We start from the raw sequence: 19,014 nt of genomic DNA, 5'->3' as shown, positions 1-19,014 counted from the left end.
CCGACGACACCCGGCTGCGTATTTTACTGCTGATTGTGCAAGAGCAGGAGCTGTGTGTCTGTGAACTGACCTGTGCGCTCGGCTTGTCGCAACCCAAAATATCCAGGCATTTGGCTTTGCTGCGCCAGCTCGGCATTTTGAGCGATCGCCGTCAGGGCCAGTGGGTGTTTTACCAGCTGCACCCGGAGCTGGACGACTGGGCGCAGACCATCTTGCAACAAACTCTGAGCGCCAATCAGGCCTTGCTCAGCCACAACCAGCAGCAACTGGCGCAGATGGGCGATCGCCCCGAACGCTCCAGCCAATGCTGCATCGCTTCTTGTTAATTCTTTAAGGAATCATCATGACCATCAAAGTAGGGATTAACGGCTTTGGCCGTATTGGCCGGCTGGCCCTTCGTGCAGCCTTCGATTGGCCTGAGTTTGAGTTTGTCCGTATCAACGATCCAGCCGCTGATGCTACCACCTACGCCCATCTGCTGAACTTCGATTCGGTGCATGGTATCTGGCAGCACAATGCCACTGCCGAGGGCGACAACATCCTTATTAATGGCCAGCGGATTGCGGTCACTGGCAACAAAGCCATCAGCGATACTGACTGGTCGGGTTGCGATCTGGTGATTGAAGCCTCCGGCAAGATGAAAACCGTCGCTGCACTGCAAGCCTATCTGGACCAGGGCGTGAAACGGGTGGTGGTCAGTGCCCCGGTCAAAGAAGCCGGTGCGCTGAATGTGGTGATGGGTGTGAACCATCAGCTGTACGATAAAAACAAACACCCTATCGTCACTGCCGCTTCGTGTACCACCAACTGCTTAGCGCCGGTGGTCAAAGTGATCCATCAATCGCTCGGCATTAAGCATGGCTCCATCACCACCATCCATGACTTAACCAATACCCAAAGCATTATGGATACCCCGCATAAAGATCTGCGCCGGGCCCGCGCCTGCGGTACCAGCTTAATTCCAACCACCACCGGCTCGGCGACTGCCATTATTGAGATTTTCCCGGAACTAAAAGGGCGCTTAAATGGCCATGCGGTGCGGGTGCCACTGACCAATGCCTCGTTAACCGATTGCGTATTTGAAGTAGAGCGCGCTACCAGCGCCGAAGAAGTGAATCAGTTGCTGAAAACCGCCGCCGAAGGCGAGCTGAAAGATATTCTGGGCTACGAAGAGCGGCCACTGGTGTCGATTGATTACAAAACCGACCCCCGCTCCAGCATTATCGATGCCTTATCGACCATGGTGATCAATGGCACCCAGGTGAAAATCTACGCCTGGTACGACAACGAGTGGGGCTATGCCAACCGTACTGTCGAGCTGGCTAAAATGGTTGGTTTGCAGGATCAGGCAGGCTAACGGCCATGCCCGGTTTGCTTAACCAGCTGCGGGCACTTAGCCCGGATATACGCCAGTACCTGCTGGTCACCGGCAATTACTGGGCCTTTACCCTGACCGATGGCGCCCTGCGTATGCTGGTGGTGCTGTATTTTTACAGCCTGGGCTATGGCGCCCTTAGCATCGCCATGCTGTTTGTGTTTTACGAGTTCTTCGGCGTGGTCACCAACTTGATCGGTGGCTGGCTCGGTGCCCGTATTGGCTTGAACAAGACCATGAACATCGGGCTGTTTTTGCAAATCGTGGCGTTATCGATGTTGCTGCTACCAGCCGAGTACTTAATTGTGCCCTGGGTGATGGCAGCGCAAGCGCTGTCAGGCATCGCCAAAGACCTGAATAAAATGAGTGCGAAAAGCAGCATCAAGCTGTTGGTCAGCGATGAGCAGCAAGGCACACTGTACAAATGGGTGGCCATTTTAACCGGCTCGAAAAATGCGCTTAAAGGCGTCGGCTTCTTTTTAGGCGGTGCCCTGCTGGCGCTGTTTGGTTTCTGGTGGGCGATTTTGCTGATGGCCGTTGCGCTGCTGCTGGTCTGGCTGCTTAGCCTGAAGCTGTTAAAACGCGATCTTGGCAAAAGCAAAGCCAAAGCCAAATTTCGTGAGATGCTCTCAAAAAGCCGCGCCATCAACCTGCTATCGGCTGCCCGCCTGTGCTTATTCGGCGCCCGTGATGTTTGGTTTGTTATTGCGCTGCCGTTATTTTTAGCTGGGCAGTTTGGCTGGGATCACTGGCAGGTTGGCGGCTTTTTAGCGCTCTGGGTGATAGGTTACGGCGCCGTGCAAAGCATAGCGCCGCAGGTTACCGGTAAGCGTCAGGGGAAAGTTCCGGATGGTCGCAGCGCCGTGCACTGGGCTTTATTGCTGTGCGCCCTGCCTGCGCTGATCGCGCTCAGCATTCAGCTGAATTGGCAGGTAGGTCCTGTGCTACTGATTGGCCTGCTGCTGTTTGGCGCGGTGTTTGCTATCAATTCCTCGCTGCACAGCTATTTGATTGTCAGCTATGCCGGGCGGGATGGCGTATCACTGGATGTCGGCTTTTACTACATGGCCAATGCCATGGGACGCTTGCTCGGCACCGTGCTATCGGGCTGGCTGTACCAAGAGTATGGTCTTGCCACCTGCTTATGGGTCTCCAGTGCCTTACTGATCGCCACCGTGCTGATTTCGCTGGCATTGCCGAAGCACAGCTCTATGCCCAAAAGTAGCCATTGATGTTTAGCAAACTGAAACAAGGCCATTCTGATTTAACTTAATGGCTTCCCTTCAATGCAAATGGCTTTAAGGGATCTTTCCTTAAAGCCATAATTTCTGCAATCAAACAGTCCGGGCTCTGAATATGCAAGTCATCACCCATGGCAATACACCAGCGTACTAGCTCATAGGTCATGGGAGTGTCAAAGCGAAGCTGGTGAACCTCCTGGCTAACCTGCTCTTGCTCCAAAACCAAAGCACTGTCTTGCAATTGCTGTAAGGCTACGCCCTTCGCTTGCAACTGGACCGTTATCGGCTCCTGCTGGATGCGCCAACCAGATAAACCTTGGTTGCTGAAATGCTTTAAATCCAAGCCTTCCGGTGTTTGCAACTGCTGCCAGTGTACCTCCGCCGCTTTGAAGCGTTGCAAAGCAAATAACCGCACAGATGACAAATCGTCTGGTGTATCTGTGGCTATCAAGTACTTGCGCTCCCCCGCATTGATCAAACCATAGGGGTGCAACAGCATGGTTTTTAGTGCGGAACCCGCAGCCTTATACTGAACCTGTACGCACGATTGCTCAAATAGTGCCTGATAGAGGGTATTTTTAATCTGTTGTTCAACAGCAATAGCTAATGGTGGGAAGCTACCCGACACTTGGATCACCCGCTTTTGCCAGTCGCCCAGTTTATCCTGCATCAAAATACGGTGCGCCTGATGAATACGACTTCGGTACGTTTCCAGTAAAGCTGCAGGTGCATTCTGCTCTAACGGTGCTTCAGCCAATACATAGGCTAGCGCCAATTCAGAAGTTAAGCGCTCGCCAAATAAATATTTATCTGGATGGCGGCACCAATGATTGGTTTTCCCTTCCGTGAAGCAGCACAGCAAATAGTTGCCTTCCAACAGCACCAGATACCGCTCTAAGGTACGTTTGGTAAAACCAACCTCAGCATTGTCCTGCAAGCGTTGGAATAACTCCCCCGTACTTAACCGGGCTGGTGCTGCAGGGATATGCTCCAAAATGGTAAAAACGCGTTGTAGTAGTTCGGTGCTCATGGCTATCCACCACGGTATTGAAGATATATGCGAACATACCCCAGAAACAACAACACAAATCCTAGGTTGCTAATCAGTGGTCGTATTAACCAGCGCAGTACTACTGATTGCTCTGCCTTGCTGGTTAATGTAAAGCTTGCAATCAGCACAGACCATCCAATAGGTAAAAACACCGAATTCACAACTAAGATGCAGACAAAAAAGTTGATTGCAGCATAGAGGTAGATCATTGCAACAAAGGCGGGACTTCGCGCTTTTACCACCACCGCCATCGTACTCCAGATGGCGAGAATGGTGGTATGTAGGATAATTTCCAAAAAAACTCCGATTTAATTTTTGGTTTTAGTTTAATAAACGTACGCCACTCCATTACGAAACGAGATCTATTAAACCAGTTGAACAAACAAGCTTACCGGCTGAAGAATAAAGTGACATTTGATTTTAAACACCTTCAAAATCGACAGGATAAAATTATCATGATCTTGTGTTTAAAGAGGCTTTTGAAATTCAGCTTTGACGAGTTCTAGGCCGTATTTACCCTCTTGCATTTTAACAATAAAGCATCCTTGCGGCATATCTTGACATCAATCGGTAAACATTATACTTACCGTCACCCCTACTATACCGCCAATTACAGGCACTGCTTGAGCTACTGCCTTATTAGTAATAACAATTCCAAAGCGTGCAGCAACTTTCTCTATTAAAGTTGCCAGCAACTTGCTCGCTAGTCTCGGCATAAGATATTTTTAGTGGCTACATCAGCTAATTCTCTAACTGTGCTGGTAGGCAGCAACCATAGAGTTAAAGATACAGCACTCACAATAGCTATCATGACGTGATTTTCACTAACAAATATATTCCAAAAAACTCCATCTACCTTTCATCTAGTCAAAGATGTCGCTTCAATAGCCGACGCTGCTTTACCTGCGTCTCGCGCCGAAGGCGCGCAGTGTATTGTCTTGTTAACAAAAACTCAGTCCGATGTATGCGAAGGTCGAACTGAGCCTAATATGACTCGGCATTCATTGATGCTGGTGTATTTACTTCTTATAGCTGAAAACTTCCTTGAAGACGGATATAATTCGTTCTGAATTCTCTGGGAAAATGACTTCACCTGTTTCTGGGTTATAGAATTTTTCCAATACCGAAATATAAGCATGGCCGACAGCTTCCGTAATAGCAATTGCGGTAGTAGCTGAAATTGCGCCGCCGATTAAGGTTCCAGCACCGGGAATGAATTTCAAGGCATTGGACACTACAGCCTTACCCACTTGAGCTAGTGCGGTAACTCCCATGATGCCGGTTAAAATAGATGTCATTTTAGAATTATCTGCATCTAGTTCAAACTCCGTATTAATTTTATAAATCATAGTGCTTTGTATTGCCGCGATGATAGGTGCATCTGAACCGGGAATAGGTGAAGCACCTGCGGTTCCAGCTGCGGCAGAAGCAATGTGAACCCATTTTTTGGCCCCATCTTTCATAGCAGCAAGGCGCTTTTCCACTTTTGAACGCTGAGCTTTTAGAAAGGCATTTTTTGCTGATTTTTTGCCCGTAGGAAATCGTGACTCGGTGACCTCGGTTAGTAATTCAAGCCCTTTGACCTTTACTACCATATCTTCATCAATTTCATAGGGTACGGAATTGACAGAAACATATGCTCCGCTCAGGAAGTCTTTAAATTCTTTGTCGATGATGAGCTTTGCTTTTTCAACAAATTCTCTCTCGGCCTTACCTGTAACACGGGTGAAAACAACGACAGCGGGGATTTTTCGATCAGTGAGAAGCCTAATCAACGTGAGATCGCGATCTTCAACTCGATCACTGCTAGCTTTAATGCAAACCCAGCCAATATGAGGAAGGTCGCTGTCGTCAGTGGCGTTATCAATTGCTTGCCTGAATTCATTTTTCAGTGATGCCATTGTGGCTTGATAGTTTTCAGCTTCAATACCCTTAGTGTCCCAAAGGCAAATACCTTTTTCAGGAATGGTAACTTTTTGAAGATGCTGAGTGACGGGCATACCTGCTCCGGCTTCAACAACTTCTTCGCCAAAAATAGCGTTAATCAAGGTACTTTTACCTACACCGCTGGCACCACAAATAATGATGTTACATTTTTCTCTTTCATTTAAAGCCTTATTTTTGGCCTTGCGCTGATCAAGTTCACCGCTTTCCTCGTTGTAGCTGTCGCCAAGAAAATCCCTATAATCGCTCATTATTTTTCTCCATATCACTTCAGTTAAAAGTTAGAATTATTTTTTTAGAATTAAATGCTAACTAATCAATTAAACCAGAAACTTATTGATATTTTTTGAATATATCCCGCTTTTTCCGGGCAAACCAGCCTTTTATCGCTCCGGCATTCTGATAGCTTAGGTTCTGGCTGCTGCATTCTGGGCAGCTTGTTGGCTGTTCGCCAGGCATCAATACATCACTGCTGGGTGCAAAGGTTTTGCTCCAACCGCACTGTTGGCAACTAACCGTATAAGGGGAAGGTGGTAATGGCATCTTTGCATCCTTTTTTGAGCAAGTGCTACTGTTATAGCCTGATCATGCGACATTATTGGTCGCAAAAAAGAAAAAATGCAATTTTTTGGTCCTGCTTGATTCGGAACGGCTAGATAACAGACATTAGCCCCGCATCAACTGATGCCGATACAAGGCGCGCACCAGATCCTGCTTGCAGTGCAGCACCAGGAGCACAAAAATCTGGTCGCCTTGTTGGCGATACAGCAACCGGTGGTCCTGATCCAGCCGCTCGCGCAGCATCAGACCATAATCGGCCAACAGGGCGTTAAAACGATAACGGTCCGGGGCCGCTAAAATGGCTTGCACACTCTGCTGCAGGTAATCATCAACCCAGACTGCCGCCGCCTCAGGGCCTTTAAACGCCGCCTGCCAGGATTCTATATCCTGCAAACAACGCAGGGCGGTACGAGTGAACTGCAGCTGCATGTCAGCGTCTGGCCGCTCGCAGTTGTTGCAACGCCTGCTCTGCACTCAAGGTATCGCCCTGTCGAATATCCTGCTCGGCAAGCATCGCCAATTTCAGCAACGCCATACTTTGACGCTCCCTCTCCTGTGCGGCCAGCTCTTCCGCTCGCTCATCCGCGGTCTGAATAAAAAGCTCCGCCACGCCATTGCGCGTGACGTAACACCCGCCACGAAATGTGTCCGGTGCCCCTAACGCTTCACGCGCACGTTTTTGTGACATGGTGTTGGCACTGTATTTTGCCGTTGTCTCACTCACCTGTAACTCCTCACTATCCAGCCCTTGGTAAGCTTAATGCAACTTCATTTGAGGAGCAAATTAAGGACAAATTTTACCCCTTGCTATTCGTCAGCTAACCGCTAAAATAACTGTATATCTAACCAGTATTTGTGATAGCCATTCCTCATGAGCACAGAGCCTGCTTTACGTCATGATACCAGCCCGGATATGCTGGGAGTGCCAGCCGATCCGGCTGGACGGGCGCTACCGATGTACCTGAATACCGTGGCGGCCGGTTTTCCATCACCCGCGCAAGATTATCTGGAAGGCTGTCTTGATTTGCATGAACTGCTGATCAAGCACCCGACCGCGACTTTTTTTGTGAGAGCCCGCGGCGATTCCATGCGTGGTGCCGCTATTTTTGATGGCGATATTCTCCTGGTCGATCGTGCCCTGCAGGCACAGCATCAGGACATTGTGATTGCCAGCGTCAACGGCGATATGACCGTCAAACGTTTGCTGCTACGCCCGCAGTTAATGCTGCAAGCCGCCAACCCCAAATACCCATCCATCGAGATTGCCGATGGCATGGAGTTTGAATTGTTTGGCGTGGTCAGCAGTGTGATCCATCAACTGAAGCGTTAAGCCATGCCAGTGCCTCTGAATACCAAGCGCTGCTTTGCGCTGGTGGACTGCAACAACTTTTACGCTTCCTGTGAGCGCTTGTTCCGGCCGGATTTAAAACAACGACCTGTGGTGGTGCTGTCCAACAACGATGGTTGCATTATCGCTCGCTGTGCGCTGGCCAAGCAGATCCCCATTCCGATGGGGGCCCCCTTTCATCAGGTCAAAGCGCTACTGAAGCAGCATCAGGTGGCGGTGTTCTCTTCCAACTACGCGCTGTATGGCGATCTGTCTAACCGAGTGATGCAAACCCTGGAGCAACTGGCGCCGAAAGTCGAGATTTACTCCATCGATGAAGCCTTTCTGGAGCTATCTGGCCTGGAGTTTGGCCACAACCTGACCGACTTCGGCCAGCATATCCGCAGCAGCATCCAACAGCAGCTTGGCTTGCCAGTCTGTATCGGTATAGCGCCCAGCAAAACCCTGGCCAAGCTGGCCAATTATGCCGCCAAGAAATACGCCCAGTTCGACGGTGTACTTGATGTAACCGACCCTCATAAGCGCTTGCATATTCTGGCCCGCACACCCGTGCAGGAAGTCTGGGGGGTTGGCCGCAAACTGGCCGAACGGCTGCAGGCGATGAACATAGATACCGCCTTGCAACTGGCCAGAGCCTGCCCACAGCACATTCGCAAAAAGTTCTCGGTGGTGCTGGCCCGCACCGTCAATGAGCTAAACGGCATCGCCTGTCTGAAACTGGACGAAGTACAGGAGCCAAAGCAACAAATTATCAGCAGCCGCAGCTTTGGTCAGCGGGTGCAAGACAAAACCGCCATGCAGCAGGCCATTACACTGTACATCAGCCGGGCGGCAGAAAAGCTGCGGGCACAAAACAGCCTGGCACGTCAGCTTAGTGTTTTTATTCGCAGCAGCCGCTTTGACCAAAAAGCCAGGTTTTTCGGCGATCAGGCCAGCCTGGTACTGGAGAGTCCCAGCAGCGATAGCCGGGTACTGCAACAGGCAGCGATGCAGCTGCTGGACAGGATCTGGCGGGATGGCCCGGCCTATGCCAAAGCAGGGGTCGTGCTGAATGATCTGTGTCCGGTACAAGGCTTGCAAAACAGCTTATTCACCCCACCGCCCTCTGAGCGCAGCCAGCGGCTGATGGCCACCATCGACCAGTTGAACCAGAAACACCGCGGCAGCGTATTTATCGCCCGGCAAGGTCGAGACGGTGACTGGCAAATGCAGCAACAATTTCTGTCCCCGGCCTATACCACCCGCTGGGATCAGCTGCCGGAAGTACGATAAAAAACACCCATGGCACTGTTATTAGCAGCGTCAGCACTTATACTGGATGGAGTGCCTGACACTAAGCCTCTGACCGGCAAATAGGAGTCCTGAATGCCAAAATTTCGTCAGCAAGCCTTTCAAATTGCTCTCTACGTTAACTGTGGCTTATTCATCCTGGCCATGTTGCTCGCGTTTTTGCACAGCACCTGGCTGATCGCCTTGCTGATCGGTTTACCGGCCGTGATTATCCCCCTGTGGCTGCAGCAAAGCCTGGGCGATCATCCATTGGCCCGCATCAGTTACGGCATTAGTTTTATGTTGTTTTGTGCCCTGCATATTCAACAAAGCATGGGCATGACCGAAGTGCATTTTGGCATCTTTGTGCTACTGGCTGTGCTGATTGCTTTTCGGGATTGGCTGGTGATTTTGGTCGCTGCTGGGGTGATCGCAGTGCATCATTTGCTGTTTATGTGGTTGCAAGCCAGTGGGCAGCCGGTTTATCTGGTCCCTCCAAGTGATGCTACCTTCAGCATTGTGATGATCCATGCCGCTTATGTTGTGGTGGAAGCCATCGTGCTGATGCTGATTTGTCGTTACAGTTACAAAGAAGCACAGATTGGTCAGTTTTTTATGAACAGCTCTCAGCACATGCTCAATGAAGATGGGCAAATTGTACTGCATACCCAGGTACCCGCCGTTAACTCCAGGTTGATCGGGCGATTTATTAAAGTTGTCAGCACGATTCAACAAACCGTAAATACTATAGATAAGGTAGCAAAACAGCTGGATCAAGGATCCGATGAGTTGCTGCAGCAGGGTAGCTCACTGGCAGAACGGATGACACAAAAAATGAAAGAGGTTGAGCGCATTGCTTCAGCTACCGAGCAGATGTCGGCCAGCATTCAGGAGCTGGCTGAATTGGCCAACCAGGTGGTAACACTGGCGCACGATTCGGACCGGGCAGCCGACTCCGGTCAAGAGTCCATTACCACTACCATCAAAACCATTCAGGCGCTGGCGGACAATTTGCTTGCCTCACGCCAAAAAGTGCATGGTATGGCGGAGTCCACTCAGGAAATCAAAGGTGTACTGGATGTCATTCAAGGCATAGCCGAGCAAACCAACCTGCTGGCACTGAATGCTGCCATTGAAGCAGCCCGGGCCGGTGAACAAGGCCGTGGCTTTGCGGTGGTTGCCGATGAAGTGCGGACTCTGGCATCACGAACCACCAGCTCAGCCGGTGAAATCAAAGGCATGATTGCACGGATGGTGCAAAGCAGCCAGCAATCGGTCGAAGCAGTGGATCAATGCCTGAGCCAGCTGGAGCAAACCAAAGAGAGTGCCAGCGACAGTGGTGAGCAACTGCAAGCCATCTTGCAGCAAGTACAAAGTGTACTGCAATCGGCCGAAATTATGTCCACCACCTTAAGCCAGCAAGGCCAGGCCAGCCAGGAGATTGCCGAGTCAGCGCAAGAGTTAAGCGCCATGGCCCTTGAGCAACAACAGCAGGGCCAACGTGTGGTAAATGTTGCTCAAGGCGTGAAAACCGCCTCCAATACTCTGGCCATCGAAATGAAGCGGTTTAGTCACTAGAATGAAAGTTGTGCTGGCAACCCTCATACTGCTGTGTTGGCTGCTGCTTAGCGGCTATCTGCTGTGGCAGGATCAGCGCAGTGTCGTAGGCGCTTTTGACCCGGAGCAGCGCTGGCAGCAACAAACAACACAAGGTCTTGAGCTTGCCAGCGTGGGCAAGGCATTGGGCGCAAGCCAAATGAAACTGCTGCATGTAATTGACCCAGGTTGCCGCTGCCATCGTCAGCACCAACAACACCAACAGGCACTGCAACAAACCTTTGCAGAGATCCCGCAGCAGACCCTGAGCATTGCTGAGGCCAGGCAGCTGGGTTTGAGCATACCGGCAGCGCCAATGGCTATTTTACTGAACGGTGATGAACTGGTATACGCGGGCCCCTACACAGTGGGGCCGCTCTGCGGCTCTGGGGATGGTTGGATAGAGCGATTGCTGCGTGGTGAAATCCAGCTTGCAGGTAGCTGGCTAAATGGCGAGAGTAACAGTTGCCGCTGCTTGCAATCGACCTAATCACCACCAGAATAAAACAGCTACCAGGCTGGCCGCCAAGCAGTAATACAGCATCGGCACCAGGGTATACCGAATAATATCGCCTTCACGGCCGCTTAAATTCACCACACTGGCCGCCGCCACCACATTCACTACACAGATCATATTGCCGGCATTGGCACCGAGCAGCTGCAACCCAAGCACCAACGTTTCTGGCAAACCCGCCTCTGTCGCGACCGTTTGCTGAAACGAAGCAAACATCATATTAGAGAAAGTCGCCGAGCCGGCCAAAAAAGACCCCAAAGCACCAACCAAAGGTGCCACCCAAAGCCAATAATCAGCCAGATGCAGTGCTGCAACCTGCGCCAGTTCAAACGGCATGGCTGAGAGGCCTGCTTCATTGACACCGGATTGCAGGAAAATCCGCACCATAGGCACCGAAGCCATCAGCGCAATAGTCGCAGGCCCCAGCCGGGCCAGGCTGTCACGTCCTGCTTGCTGCAGACAGCGCAGTGGGCTCTGACGCTGCGCGCTGTGATGCAGCCAAAGCGTCAGCAAAGCCACCAATACAAAAAAAGAACCCGGTAAATACAAGGGTGCCAGACTGGCGCTGATGGTAGTACCCAGAATATCCGGCCAGCGCAACACCCAGCCACTAAGCCAGCCCTGCAAGGGCAACTGCGGTACCCGGCTTACTACCAGCAGCACAGCAACCAGCACATAAGGTGACCAGGCACGCCACAGCGGCATCGCCAGCTGCATAGTCAACGCCTGACGCTGCAGGGCTTCGCTTTGGGTTTTGTCTGCTGCCGAAAAGTACCAGGCCTGTTTGGGTAACAAAATGCGATAGCGCGCTAACGTGCTCATCAGTGCCAGCCCGACCAAAGCTCCTAAAATGGATGGAAACTCCGGCCCCAGCGCCCAGGCCACGCCATAAGCGGGTACCGTAAAGGCGAGCCCCCCCAGGATGGCAAAGGGGGCAAGTTGCAAGGCAGGCCACCAGCTTTTATCCTCGCTGAAAAAGCGCGTCAGGATGAAGCAAAGTATCAGTGGCAGCAAGGAAGCCACCAGCACATCAATGCCAATAGCGGTTAAGGCAATGGCACGCAAAGCCTCCGGACTGGCACCTTCCATGCCTTGAGCAATACCCACCAGCACAGGGGTACCAACAGCACCGAAAGAGACACTGCTCGAATCCGCAATCAGCGCCAGCACCACAGCCGCCAGCGGCGAAAAGCCCAGCGCCACCAACAAAGGGGCCGCAATCGCAGCCGGAGTACCAAAGCCGGCCGCCCCTTCCAAAAAGCTGACAAAGAGCCAGCCAATGAGAATAGTTTGTACCCGCCGGTCTGGCGAAAGCTTGGCAAAGCCTGCCCGAATCACATCCAAACCACCACTGTGCTTCAGTACATTCAGCAGCAAGATGGCACCAAAGACGATCCATAAAATGCTGATGGCAATAACACTGCCTTCCAGCATGGCCGCCAGCAACTGCATAGGCGGCATCTGCCAGACCAGCAGCGCCAGAATGGCAGAAACCAGTAAACTCAGCGGCATGGCGCGGGTGGCTGGTAAGCGCAGCAAAACCAGCAGTACAAAGACGCTTAGCACCGGCATCAATGCCGTTAACCACTGCAAACCAGTCATGCCATCCCTTCCTTGTCAGTGGTCATCTTAAAATGCAATGTCCGGCTTGGGGGTTAGTCAATAAAGCCATAATGCTGTGCTACTCGGTCAAAATACTGCAGACACTGTTTGGCGTACTGGCGCTTTTCGACATAATTTCCCGGGAAGAAATTCTTCTTAAAGCCATAGGCCACCATATCTTTGAGGCGCTTGAATGGAATATCAAAGTGATCCAGCGCCAGCTTGTACTCATCACTGAGCGTGGTATTGGAAACCAGCCGGTTGTCGGTACAAATCACTGTCGCCATGCGGTGTTTGAGCATATCACCAAACGGGTGCTGACGAATATCGGCAATGGCCGGGTTGGTTTGCAGATTGCTGGTCAGGCAGACCTCAATGGCGATGCGTTTATCGGCCATAAAGGAAGCCAGGCGCTGACTGTAGGCCACAGGATCGGCAATGGTCGGGTCCTGGATGCGCTCAGGCAGAAACAAGGAGTAGCCGTGACCAATGCGATCGGCATGGCACTCAGCAATGGCTTCAAACACACTTTCAGCACCATAGGCTTCACCGGCATGTACGGTTTTCAGCAAAAAATGCTGATGGGCGTACTCATAGACTTCTTTAAATTTACTGGCCGGATACCCGGATTCCTGCCCGGCTAAGTCCAGCCCGACAATCGGCAAGCCTTCATCATCACGCAGCCGCACACTGGCCCGCACCAACTCCATTGCGGCCAGCTTAATCACCTGCATCGGTTCAAAATCGCGCATTAACTGAAACAGTTGATCGTAATAGGGCGAAAAACCTTTAGCAGCAAACATCCGCATGGCGCAGTTGATAATGCCGTAGCGAAAAGGCGGCTTGCCTTGCTCCAGCACCGCAGCCGAGCTGTTGTATTCCTGCTCGGCTTGCAGTAAACCAGCATTCACCGCCCGCATCACGGTATCAAAGTCCAGCCCTTTGCTTAGATCCATCAGCAGCTGCGGCGCAAAACGCACTTCGATGTAATTAACCCCTTCGGCCAAGTTATCCTGCGCCAGTTCATAAGCCGCCTGCGTCAGATGATTGGCATCGCGCAGCACAGCACAGGTGTATTGAAAGCCGCGCAGGTATTCACCAAGGTTTTGATAGGCTGGTTTAAAGACCTGAGCCTGCATGCCCTCCACCGTATCAGCCGGCAGCGGCACTTTCAGTGTCTTTGCCATTGCCAGTAAGGTATCCAGCCGTAAGCTGCCATCTAAATGCAGGTGTAAATCGGCTTTCGGCATGGCACGGATAAAGTCGGTGGAGTAACGGGGCATAGCAATTTCCTTAAGCAGCTCCCCCTTAGTTTAGCTGCAAAAGCACCACGAAAGAAGGCAAAAAGGCCAGCTACCTAGCAGCTGGCCTTCCGTAACAAACCAAGACAGAGCTTATTGCATCTTGACCCAGGCGGCACACCAACCTTCGTTGGCCACCAATTTACCCGGGAAAATGGCACATGGGCGCCAATCGGCTTCCTCCCCCTGGATCAGGTTGCAGTTGTGGCAATACTGGCCTTCCACCTCCGACTCATGCGTGTAGCGCATGGCTTTAGCCAGCGGGTCATCCAGCTTGATTTTTTCAGCGGCCACCGCCCGTAAACTGATGCCGCCCAGCGTCATACCAATCAAACCTCCGGCAGAGAGTTTGAGAAACTGGCGACGTTTTTCATTGGTTTTAGACATGGTGTTACTCCTGCATTGTGAAAATAAATTTTCTTATATTCTTTATAATACTGCGCAAAGCCCGCCCTGGTTTTGATACCGCGCAACAAAACCCCAGCAAACAACGACTCCCTAGAGCTTAGTTGCTTTATCACTGAAACCCAAACCTGCATTGAGACTTCCCGCGGCTCACTCTACAATGAAGACCACCAAAGTCGTTCGGAGTTTCCCGTGCAGGTTGATCACAGTTATTCCCGCTTACCCAGTGTCTTTTTCCAGCCCTGGCAAGCCAGCCCGGTAGCAAACCCCAGCTGGCTGGCATTTAATCAGCAACTGGCGACAGAGCTTGACCTGCCAGCGCAGCAAGGTGAAACCGAGCAAGGCTTGCTGCAATTCTCCGGTAACACCGTGCCCGCTTGGGCCAAGCCACTGGTGCAGGCCTATGCTGGCCATCAGTTTGGCCAGTACAATCCGCAGCTGGGCGATGGCCGGGCGCTGTTGCTGGCAGAAGTCATTGCCCACAATGGTAAGCGCTATGATATTCAGCTCAAAGGCGCAGGCCCTACGCCCTATTCACGTGGTGGCGATGGTCGCTCTGCCATTGGCCCGGTGATCCGGGAGTATCTGGTCAGTGAAGCCATGCAGGTACTTGGCGTGCCAACCACCCGGGCGCTGGCAGCCGTTACCACCGGCCAGCCAGTGTTTCGCGATGATGAACTGCCAGGTGCCATCCTGACCCGGGTTGCCAGCAGCCATATCCGTATCGGTACCGTGCAGTACATTGCGGCTTTGGGCAATACCGACTTCTTGCGCACCCTGGCCGATTACCTGATTGAGCGCCATTACCCTGACTGCAGCTCAGCAGCCACCCCTTATCTGGCCTTACTGGAGCAAGTCATCAGCAAACAAACCACCCTGATTGCTCACTGGATGCGATTGGGCTTTATTCACGGCGTGATGAATACCGACAATACCAGCATCTGCGGTGAAACCATCGACTATGGCCCCTGTGCTTTTCTCGATCAGTACCAGGCCGATAAGGTATTTAGCTCGATTGACCGGCGCGGCCGCTATGCCTATAGCAATCAGCCGCCGATAGCGCTGTGGAACCTGGCCAGGCTGGCCGAATGCCTGCTGCCGCTGATTGCCGACGATGAAAAGCAAGCTGTCGAACAAGCCACCGCAGCACTGCAACAGTTTCAACCACAGTACGAAGCCCAGTGGCTTGAGCAAATGGCCGCCAAACTCGGCATCAGCCAAGCCGTGCCTGCGGACAAAACCTTGATTGACGATTACTTGCAGCTATTGCAACAGCAGGCGGTGGACTTTACCTTAGGCTTTCGCTATCTGAGTGGTGAATTGCAGACGGGGATGGACAACAAAGCCAGTGCTCTCTTTGCCAGCCCCGCTGCCTTTGCCAGCTGGCGCGAGCGCTGGCTGGCGCGGCTGACAGAACAAGCACTCAGTCATAACGAGATAGCCGGGCAAATGGATAGCGTGAATCCGCTGTTGATCCCACGCAATCACTTAATTGCCAAAGCCATTCGACAAGCCGAAGATGATGGTGACCTAACCCTGTTTCATCGGCTACATCAGGCCTGGAAAAAACCTTTTGCCAGTGCAGCGGATGCCGATTTAATCGCCCCACCGAAGCCGGAAGAAGTAGTGCAGCGGACTTTTTGCGGCACCTGAATATAAAAACCCCTGCCAGGGTATCCACCCTGGCAGGGGTTTTAACGGCAACAAGGGCTGTTACTGGCCTTTGATTTCGCTGCGGCCTTTGTAGATAGCTTTATCGCCAAGCTCCTGCTCGATACGCAGCAGTTGGTTGTATTTAGCAACGCGATCCGAACGGCACAGTGAGCCGGTTTTGATTTGACCCGCGGCAGTACCCACGGCTAAATCGGCGATAAAGGCATCTTCGGTTTCACCGCTACGGTGTGAAATCACCACAGTAAAGCCAGCGTCTTTTGCCATTTTAATCGCCGCCAGGGTTTCGGTTAAAGAACCGATCTGGTTGAATTTGATCAAAATGGAGTTGCCAATGCCTTCTTCAATACCACGTGTCAGGATCTTGGTGTTGGTGACAAACAAATCATCACCCACCAGTTGCACCTGATTGCCGATTTTTTGCGTCAGATCTTTCCAGCCATCCCAATCGCTTTCATCCAGACCATCTTCAATCGAGACAATCGGGTATTTTTGCGTCAAATCGGCCAGGAAGTCGTTAAAGCCAAACGAATCGAAGCTCTTGCCTTCGCCAGACAGCACATACATGTTGTCTTTGTAAAACTCAGAGGCGGCGCAATCCAGCGCCAGGGTGATGTCTTTGTTCATCTCGTAGCCAGCAGCTTTCACCGCTTCTACGATCACCGCTAAGGCTTCTTCGTTCGATTTCAGATCCGGTGCAAAACCACCTTCGTCACCAACAGCAGTATTCAGACCACGCTGTTGCAGCTCTTTTTTCAGCTGGTGGAAGATCTCAGCGCCCATGCGCAGGCCTTCGCCGAAGCTCTTAGCACCAACCGGCTGGATCATAAACTCCTGGATATCGACGTTGTTGTCGGCATGCTCACCGCCATTGATGATGTTCATCATCGGCACCGGCATGGAGAACTGGCCTGGCGTGCCATTTAAATCGGCAATGTGCTGATAGAGTGGAATTTTCTTATCCGCAGCTGCAGCACGTGCCACCGCCAAGGAAACCGCCAGGATGGCATTGGCGCCCAGCTTGCTTTTGCTTTCGGTGCCATCCAGCTCGATCATAATGCGGTCAATCTCAGCCTGCTGCTGAGCATCTTTACCGAGCAAAGCGGCTTTAATGGGGCCGTCGATATTGGCCACAGCTTGCTGCACACCTTTGCCCAGGTAACGGCTTTTGTCGCCATCGCGCAGCTCCAGCGCTTCGCGCGAGCCGGTCGAGGCACCAGACGGGGCACAGCCACGGCCGATGATGCCGCTGGTTAGGATCACATCCGCTTCCACGGTCGGGTTGCCACGCGAGTCGATAATTTCACGGGCAATAATATTGGCAATAGTTGACATAGTAGTTTCCCTGTAGAAAAAACAACAAAGCCGTGCGACTTGGGCACGGCCTGGTTTCAGTTATACGCGTTGTTGCTTCTGGTGCTGGTGGCTCGCGGCCACGAAGCCCTCGAACAGTGGATGTCCATCCCTGGGTGTGGAGCAAAATTCCGGATGGAACTGGCTGGCCACAAACCATGGGTGGGTAGGGATTTCTATTATTTCCACCAGTTGGTTATCGGCAGATAGCCCGGACACGACCAGGCCTGCTTCTTTCAGTTGAGGTAAAAAATGGTTGTTCACTTCGTAGCGGTGACGATGCCGCTCCTGGATCACATCTTTGCCATAGATAGCACGGGCTTTGGTACCCTTGACCAGATTACAGGCCTGGCTGCCAAGCCGCATAGTGCCACCTAAATCCGAATCTTCGCTGCGGGTTTCCAAAGCACCATCGGCATCAAGCCACTCGGTAATCAAGCCCACCACCGGATGGGTACTGGCTTTATTGAATTCGCTGGAGTGCGCATCGGCCATGCCAGCGACATGGCGGGCAAACTCGATCAGTGCGACCTGCATGCCAAGGCAAATACCAAGGTAAGGCACATTGTTTTCACGGGCGTACTGCGCCGCCTTGATTTTACCTTCCACACCGCGCTCACCAAAGCCGCCTGGCACCAGAATGCCATCCAGCCCGGCCAGAATGCCAGTGCCTTTGCTTTCGACATCCTGTGAATCGATGTACTTGATGGTGACCGTCAGGCGATTTTTTAAACCGGCATGGCCCAGGGCTTCATTGACCGATTTATAAGCATCGGGCAATTCAACGTATTTACCCACCATACCAATGGTGATTTCACCCGTTGGGTTGGATTCTTGATACAGCACCTGCTCCCACTCGGCCAGATCGGCCTCTTTGCAGTCGATATGAAAACGACGCACAATCAAATCGTCCAGGCCCTGCGATTTTAACAGCGCCGGGATCTGATAAATGCTGGAAACATCTTTTAAGCTGATGACTGCCTTCTCTTCCACATTAGTAAAGAGAGCAATTTTCGCCCGCTCATTGGATGGGATCGGCCGATCGGAGCGGCAGACCAGGATATCAGGCTGGATACCAATGGAGCGCAGCTCTTTGACGGAATGCTGGGTTGGCTTGGTTTTGATTTCACCAGCGGTGCCTAGGTAAGGCACCAGCGTCAGGTGCATAAACAGGGTACGTTCACGCCCTACTTCGGTCGCCAGTTGACGAATGGCCTCTAAAAACGGCAGCGATTCGATGTCGCCAACGGTGCCACCAATTTCGACGATGGCAATGTCGTGGCCTTCACCACCGGCAATAATGCGGGCTTTAATTTCGTTGGTAATATGCGGGATCACCTGAATGGTGGCGCCCAGATAGTCACCCCGGCGCTCGCGGCGAAGGACGTCGGCATAGACGGCACCCTGGGTAAAGTTGTTGCGCTTGGACATCTTGGTACGAATGAAGCGCTCGTAATGGCCCAGATCCAGGTCGGTTTCTGCGCCATCTTCGGTCACATAGACTTCACCGTGCTGGATAGGGCTCATGGTGCCTGGATCCAGGTTGATGTAAGGGTCCAGTTTCAGGATGGTAACGCTTATACCGCGTGCTTCCAGAATGGCGGCCAGCGACGCTGCCGCAATGCCTTTACCAAGGGAGGAAACCACCCCGCCCGTCACAAAAATATACCGTGTAGTCATGAGACCCCTAGACGACGTTAATGAAAGCAAAGATAACCAACTCATGCCTGTTTGCAGCAACGACAAAAGCACCCACAGCATGGGTGTTGCAAACAATGGAAAT

At 52.1% G+C, this 19,014-nt stretch carries 18 protein-coding genes; 8 read left to right on the top strand and 10 right to left on the bottom strand.

From position 1 onward, the window contains the following. From JJU14_RS09370 to arsJ, 3 genes are all read left to right on the top strand, one after another. On the top strand, nucleotides 1-326 hold a 326-nt coding region (locus tag JJU14_RS09370), incomplete at its 5' end, for a metalloregulator ArsR/SmtB family transcription factor (RefSeq protein WP_228612863.1). A gap of 17 nt (nucleotides 327-343) precedes the next feature. Further along, on the top strand, nucleotides 344-1,357 hold the full coding sequence (locus tag JJU14_RS09365) for an ArsJ-associated glyceraldehyde-3-phosphate dehydrogenase (RefSeq protein ID WP_228612861.1): 1,014 nt from the start codon (nucleotides 344-346) through the stop codon (nucleotides 1,355-1,357). 5 nt (nucleotides 1,358-1,362) lie between these two features. After that, nucleotides 1,363-2,607: an organoarsenical effux MFS transporter ArsJ gene (gene arsJ / locus JJU14_RS09360; protein WP_228612859.1), complete on the top strand. Its 1,245-nt coding sequence runs from the start codon at nucleotides 1,363-1,365 to the stop codon at nucleotides 2,605-2,607. A gap of 37 nt (nucleotides 2,608-2,644) precedes the next feature. On the opposite strand, the gene JJU14_RS09355 is transcribed toward arsJ, so the two are convergent. From JJU14_RS09355 to JJU14_RS09335, 5 genes are all read right to left on the bottom strand, one after another. Continuing rightward, nucleotides 2,645-3,646, bottom strand: coding sequence for a WYL domain-containing protein (locus JJU14_RS09355; RefSeq protein ID WP_228612857.1), 1,002 nt, complete (start codon nucleotides 3,644-3,646; stop codon nucleotides 2,645-2,647). Between the two features lie 2 nt (nucleotides 3,647-3,648). Beyond that, on the bottom strand, nucleotides 3,649-3,963 hold the full coding sequence (locus JJU14_RS09350) for a hypothetical protein (RefSeq protein WP_228612856.1): 315 nt from the start codon (nucleotides 3,961-3,963) through the stop codon (nucleotides 3,649-3,651). 723 nt (nucleotides 3,964-4,686) lie between these two features. Beyond that, nucleotides 4,687-5,862: a GTPase gene (locus JJU14_RS09345; RefSeq protein WP_228612854.1), complete on the bottom strand. Its 1,176-nt coding sequence runs from the start codon at nucleotides 5,860-5,862 to the stop codon at nucleotides 4,687-4,689. 415 nt (nucleotides 5,863-6,277) lie between these two features. Then, nucleotides 6,278-6,601 carry a type II toxin-antitoxin system RelE/ParE family toxin gene (locus tag JJU14_RS09340; protein WP_228612852.1) on the bottom strand — a complete coding sequence of 108 codons (324 nt, stop codon included), beginning with the start codon at nucleotides 6,599-6,601 and terminating at the stop codon, nucleotides 6,278-6,280. A 1-nt stretch (nucleotide 6,602) separates the two neighbouring features. Further along, complete coding sequence (locus JJU14_RS09335; RefSeq protein WP_228612869.1) at nucleotides 6,603-6,860, bottom strand: hypothetical protein; 258 nt, start codon at nucleotides 6,858-6,860, stop codon at nucleotides 6,603-6,605. 183 nt (nucleotides 6,861-7,043) lie between these two features. On the opposite strand from JJU14_RS09335, the gene umuD reads away from it, so the two are divergent. From umuD to JJU14_RS09315, 4 genes are all read left to right on the top strand, one after another. Next, nucleotides 7,044-7,502 carry a translesion error-prone DNA polymerase V autoproteolytic subunit gene (gene umuD / locus JJU14_RS09330; RefSeq protein WP_228612849.1) on the top strand — a complete coding sequence of 153 codons (459 nt, stop codon included), beginning with the start codon at nucleotides 7,044-7,046 and terminating at the stop codon, nucleotides 7,500-7,502. Between the two features lie 3 nt (nucleotides 7,503-7,505). Beyond that, entirely contained in the window at nucleotides 7,506-8,792 is a 1,287-nt protein-coding gene (gene umuC, locus JJU14_RS09325; protein WP_228612847.1) for a translesion error-prone DNA polymerase V subunit UmuC, read from the top strand. Nucleotides 8,793-8,885: 93 nt separating this feature from the next. After that, nucleotides 8,886-10,367 (top strand): methyl-accepting chemotaxis protein, encoded by a 1,482-nt coding sequence (locus JJU14_RS09320; RefSeq protein WP_228612845.1) that lies wholly within the window; start codon nucleotides 8,886-8,888, stop codon nucleotides 10,365-10,367. 10 nt (nucleotides 10,368-10,377) lie between these two features. Then, on the top strand, nucleotides 10,378-10,875 hold the full coding sequence (locus JJU14_RS09315) for a DUF6436 domain-containing protein (protein WP_228612843.1): 498 nt from the start codon (nucleotides 10,378-10,380) through the stop codon (nucleotides 10,873-10,875). On the opposite strand, the gene JJU14_RS09310 is transcribed toward JJU14_RS09315, so the two are convergent. From JJU14_RS09310 to JJU14_RS09300, 3 genes are all read right to left on the bottom strand, one after another. Beyond that, nucleotides 10,876-12,501, bottom strand: coding sequence for an L-lactate permease (locus JJU14_RS09310; RefSeq protein WP_228612842.1), 1,626 nt, complete (start codon nucleotides 12,499-12,501; stop codon nucleotides 10,876-10,878). A gap of 53 nt (nucleotides 12,502-12,554) precedes the next feature. Continuing rightward, the gene (locus tag JJU14_RS09305; protein WP_228612840.1) at nucleotides 12,555-13,784 is read right to left on the bottom strand and encodes an adenosine deaminase family protein; all 1,230 of its coding nucleotides are present in this window, start codon (nucleotides 13,782-13,784) and stop codon (nucleotides 12,555-12,557) included. 111 nt (nucleotides 13,785-13,895) lie between these two features. After that, nucleotides 13,896-14,189 carry a high-potential iron-sulfur protein gene (locus JJU14_RS09300; RefSeq protein ID WP_228612838.1) on the bottom strand — a complete coding sequence of 98 codons (294 nt, stop codon included), beginning with the start codon at nucleotides 14,187-14,189 and terminating at the stop codon, nucleotides 13,896-13,898. Nucleotides 14,190-14,399: 210 nt separating this feature from the next. Between JJU14_RS09300 and JJU14_RS09295 the strand changes: the two genes are divergently transcribed. After that, nucleotides 14,400-15,860, top strand: coding sequence for a protein adenylyltransferase SelO family protein (locus JJU14_RS09295; protein WP_228612836.1), 1,461 nt, complete (start codon nucleotides 14,400-14,402; stop codon nucleotides 15,858-15,860). 60 nt (nucleotides 15,861-15,920) lie between these two features. Here JJU14_RS09295 and eno read toward each other — a convergent pair whose 3' ends face one another. Both eno and JJU14_RS09285 read right to left on the bottom strand, forming a co-directional pair. After that, nucleotides 15,921-17,213, bottom strand: coding sequence for a phosphopyruvate hydratase (gene eno / locus JJU14_RS09290; RefSeq protein ID WP_228612835.1), 1,293 nt, complete (start codon nucleotides 17,211-17,213; stop codon nucleotides 15,921-15,923). 60 nt (nucleotides 17,214-17,273) lie between these two features. Next, nucleotides 17,274-18,911: a CTP synthase gene (locus tag JJU14_RS09285; RefSeq protein ID WP_228612833.1), complete on the bottom strand. Its 1,638-nt coding sequence runs from the start codon at nucleotides 18,909-18,911 to the stop codon at nucleotides 17,274-17,276. Nucleotides 18,912-19,014 lie beyond the last annotated feature (103 nt).

This window comes from Alkalimonas sp., from assembly GCF_020831925.1.
Classification (GTDB): domain Bacteria; phylum Pseudomonadota; class Gammaproteobacteria; order Enterobacterales; family Alteromonadaceae; genus Alkalimonas.
Note: the sequence above shows the minus strand (reverse complement) of the source record. Positions and strands in the feature narration are given on the sequence as shown.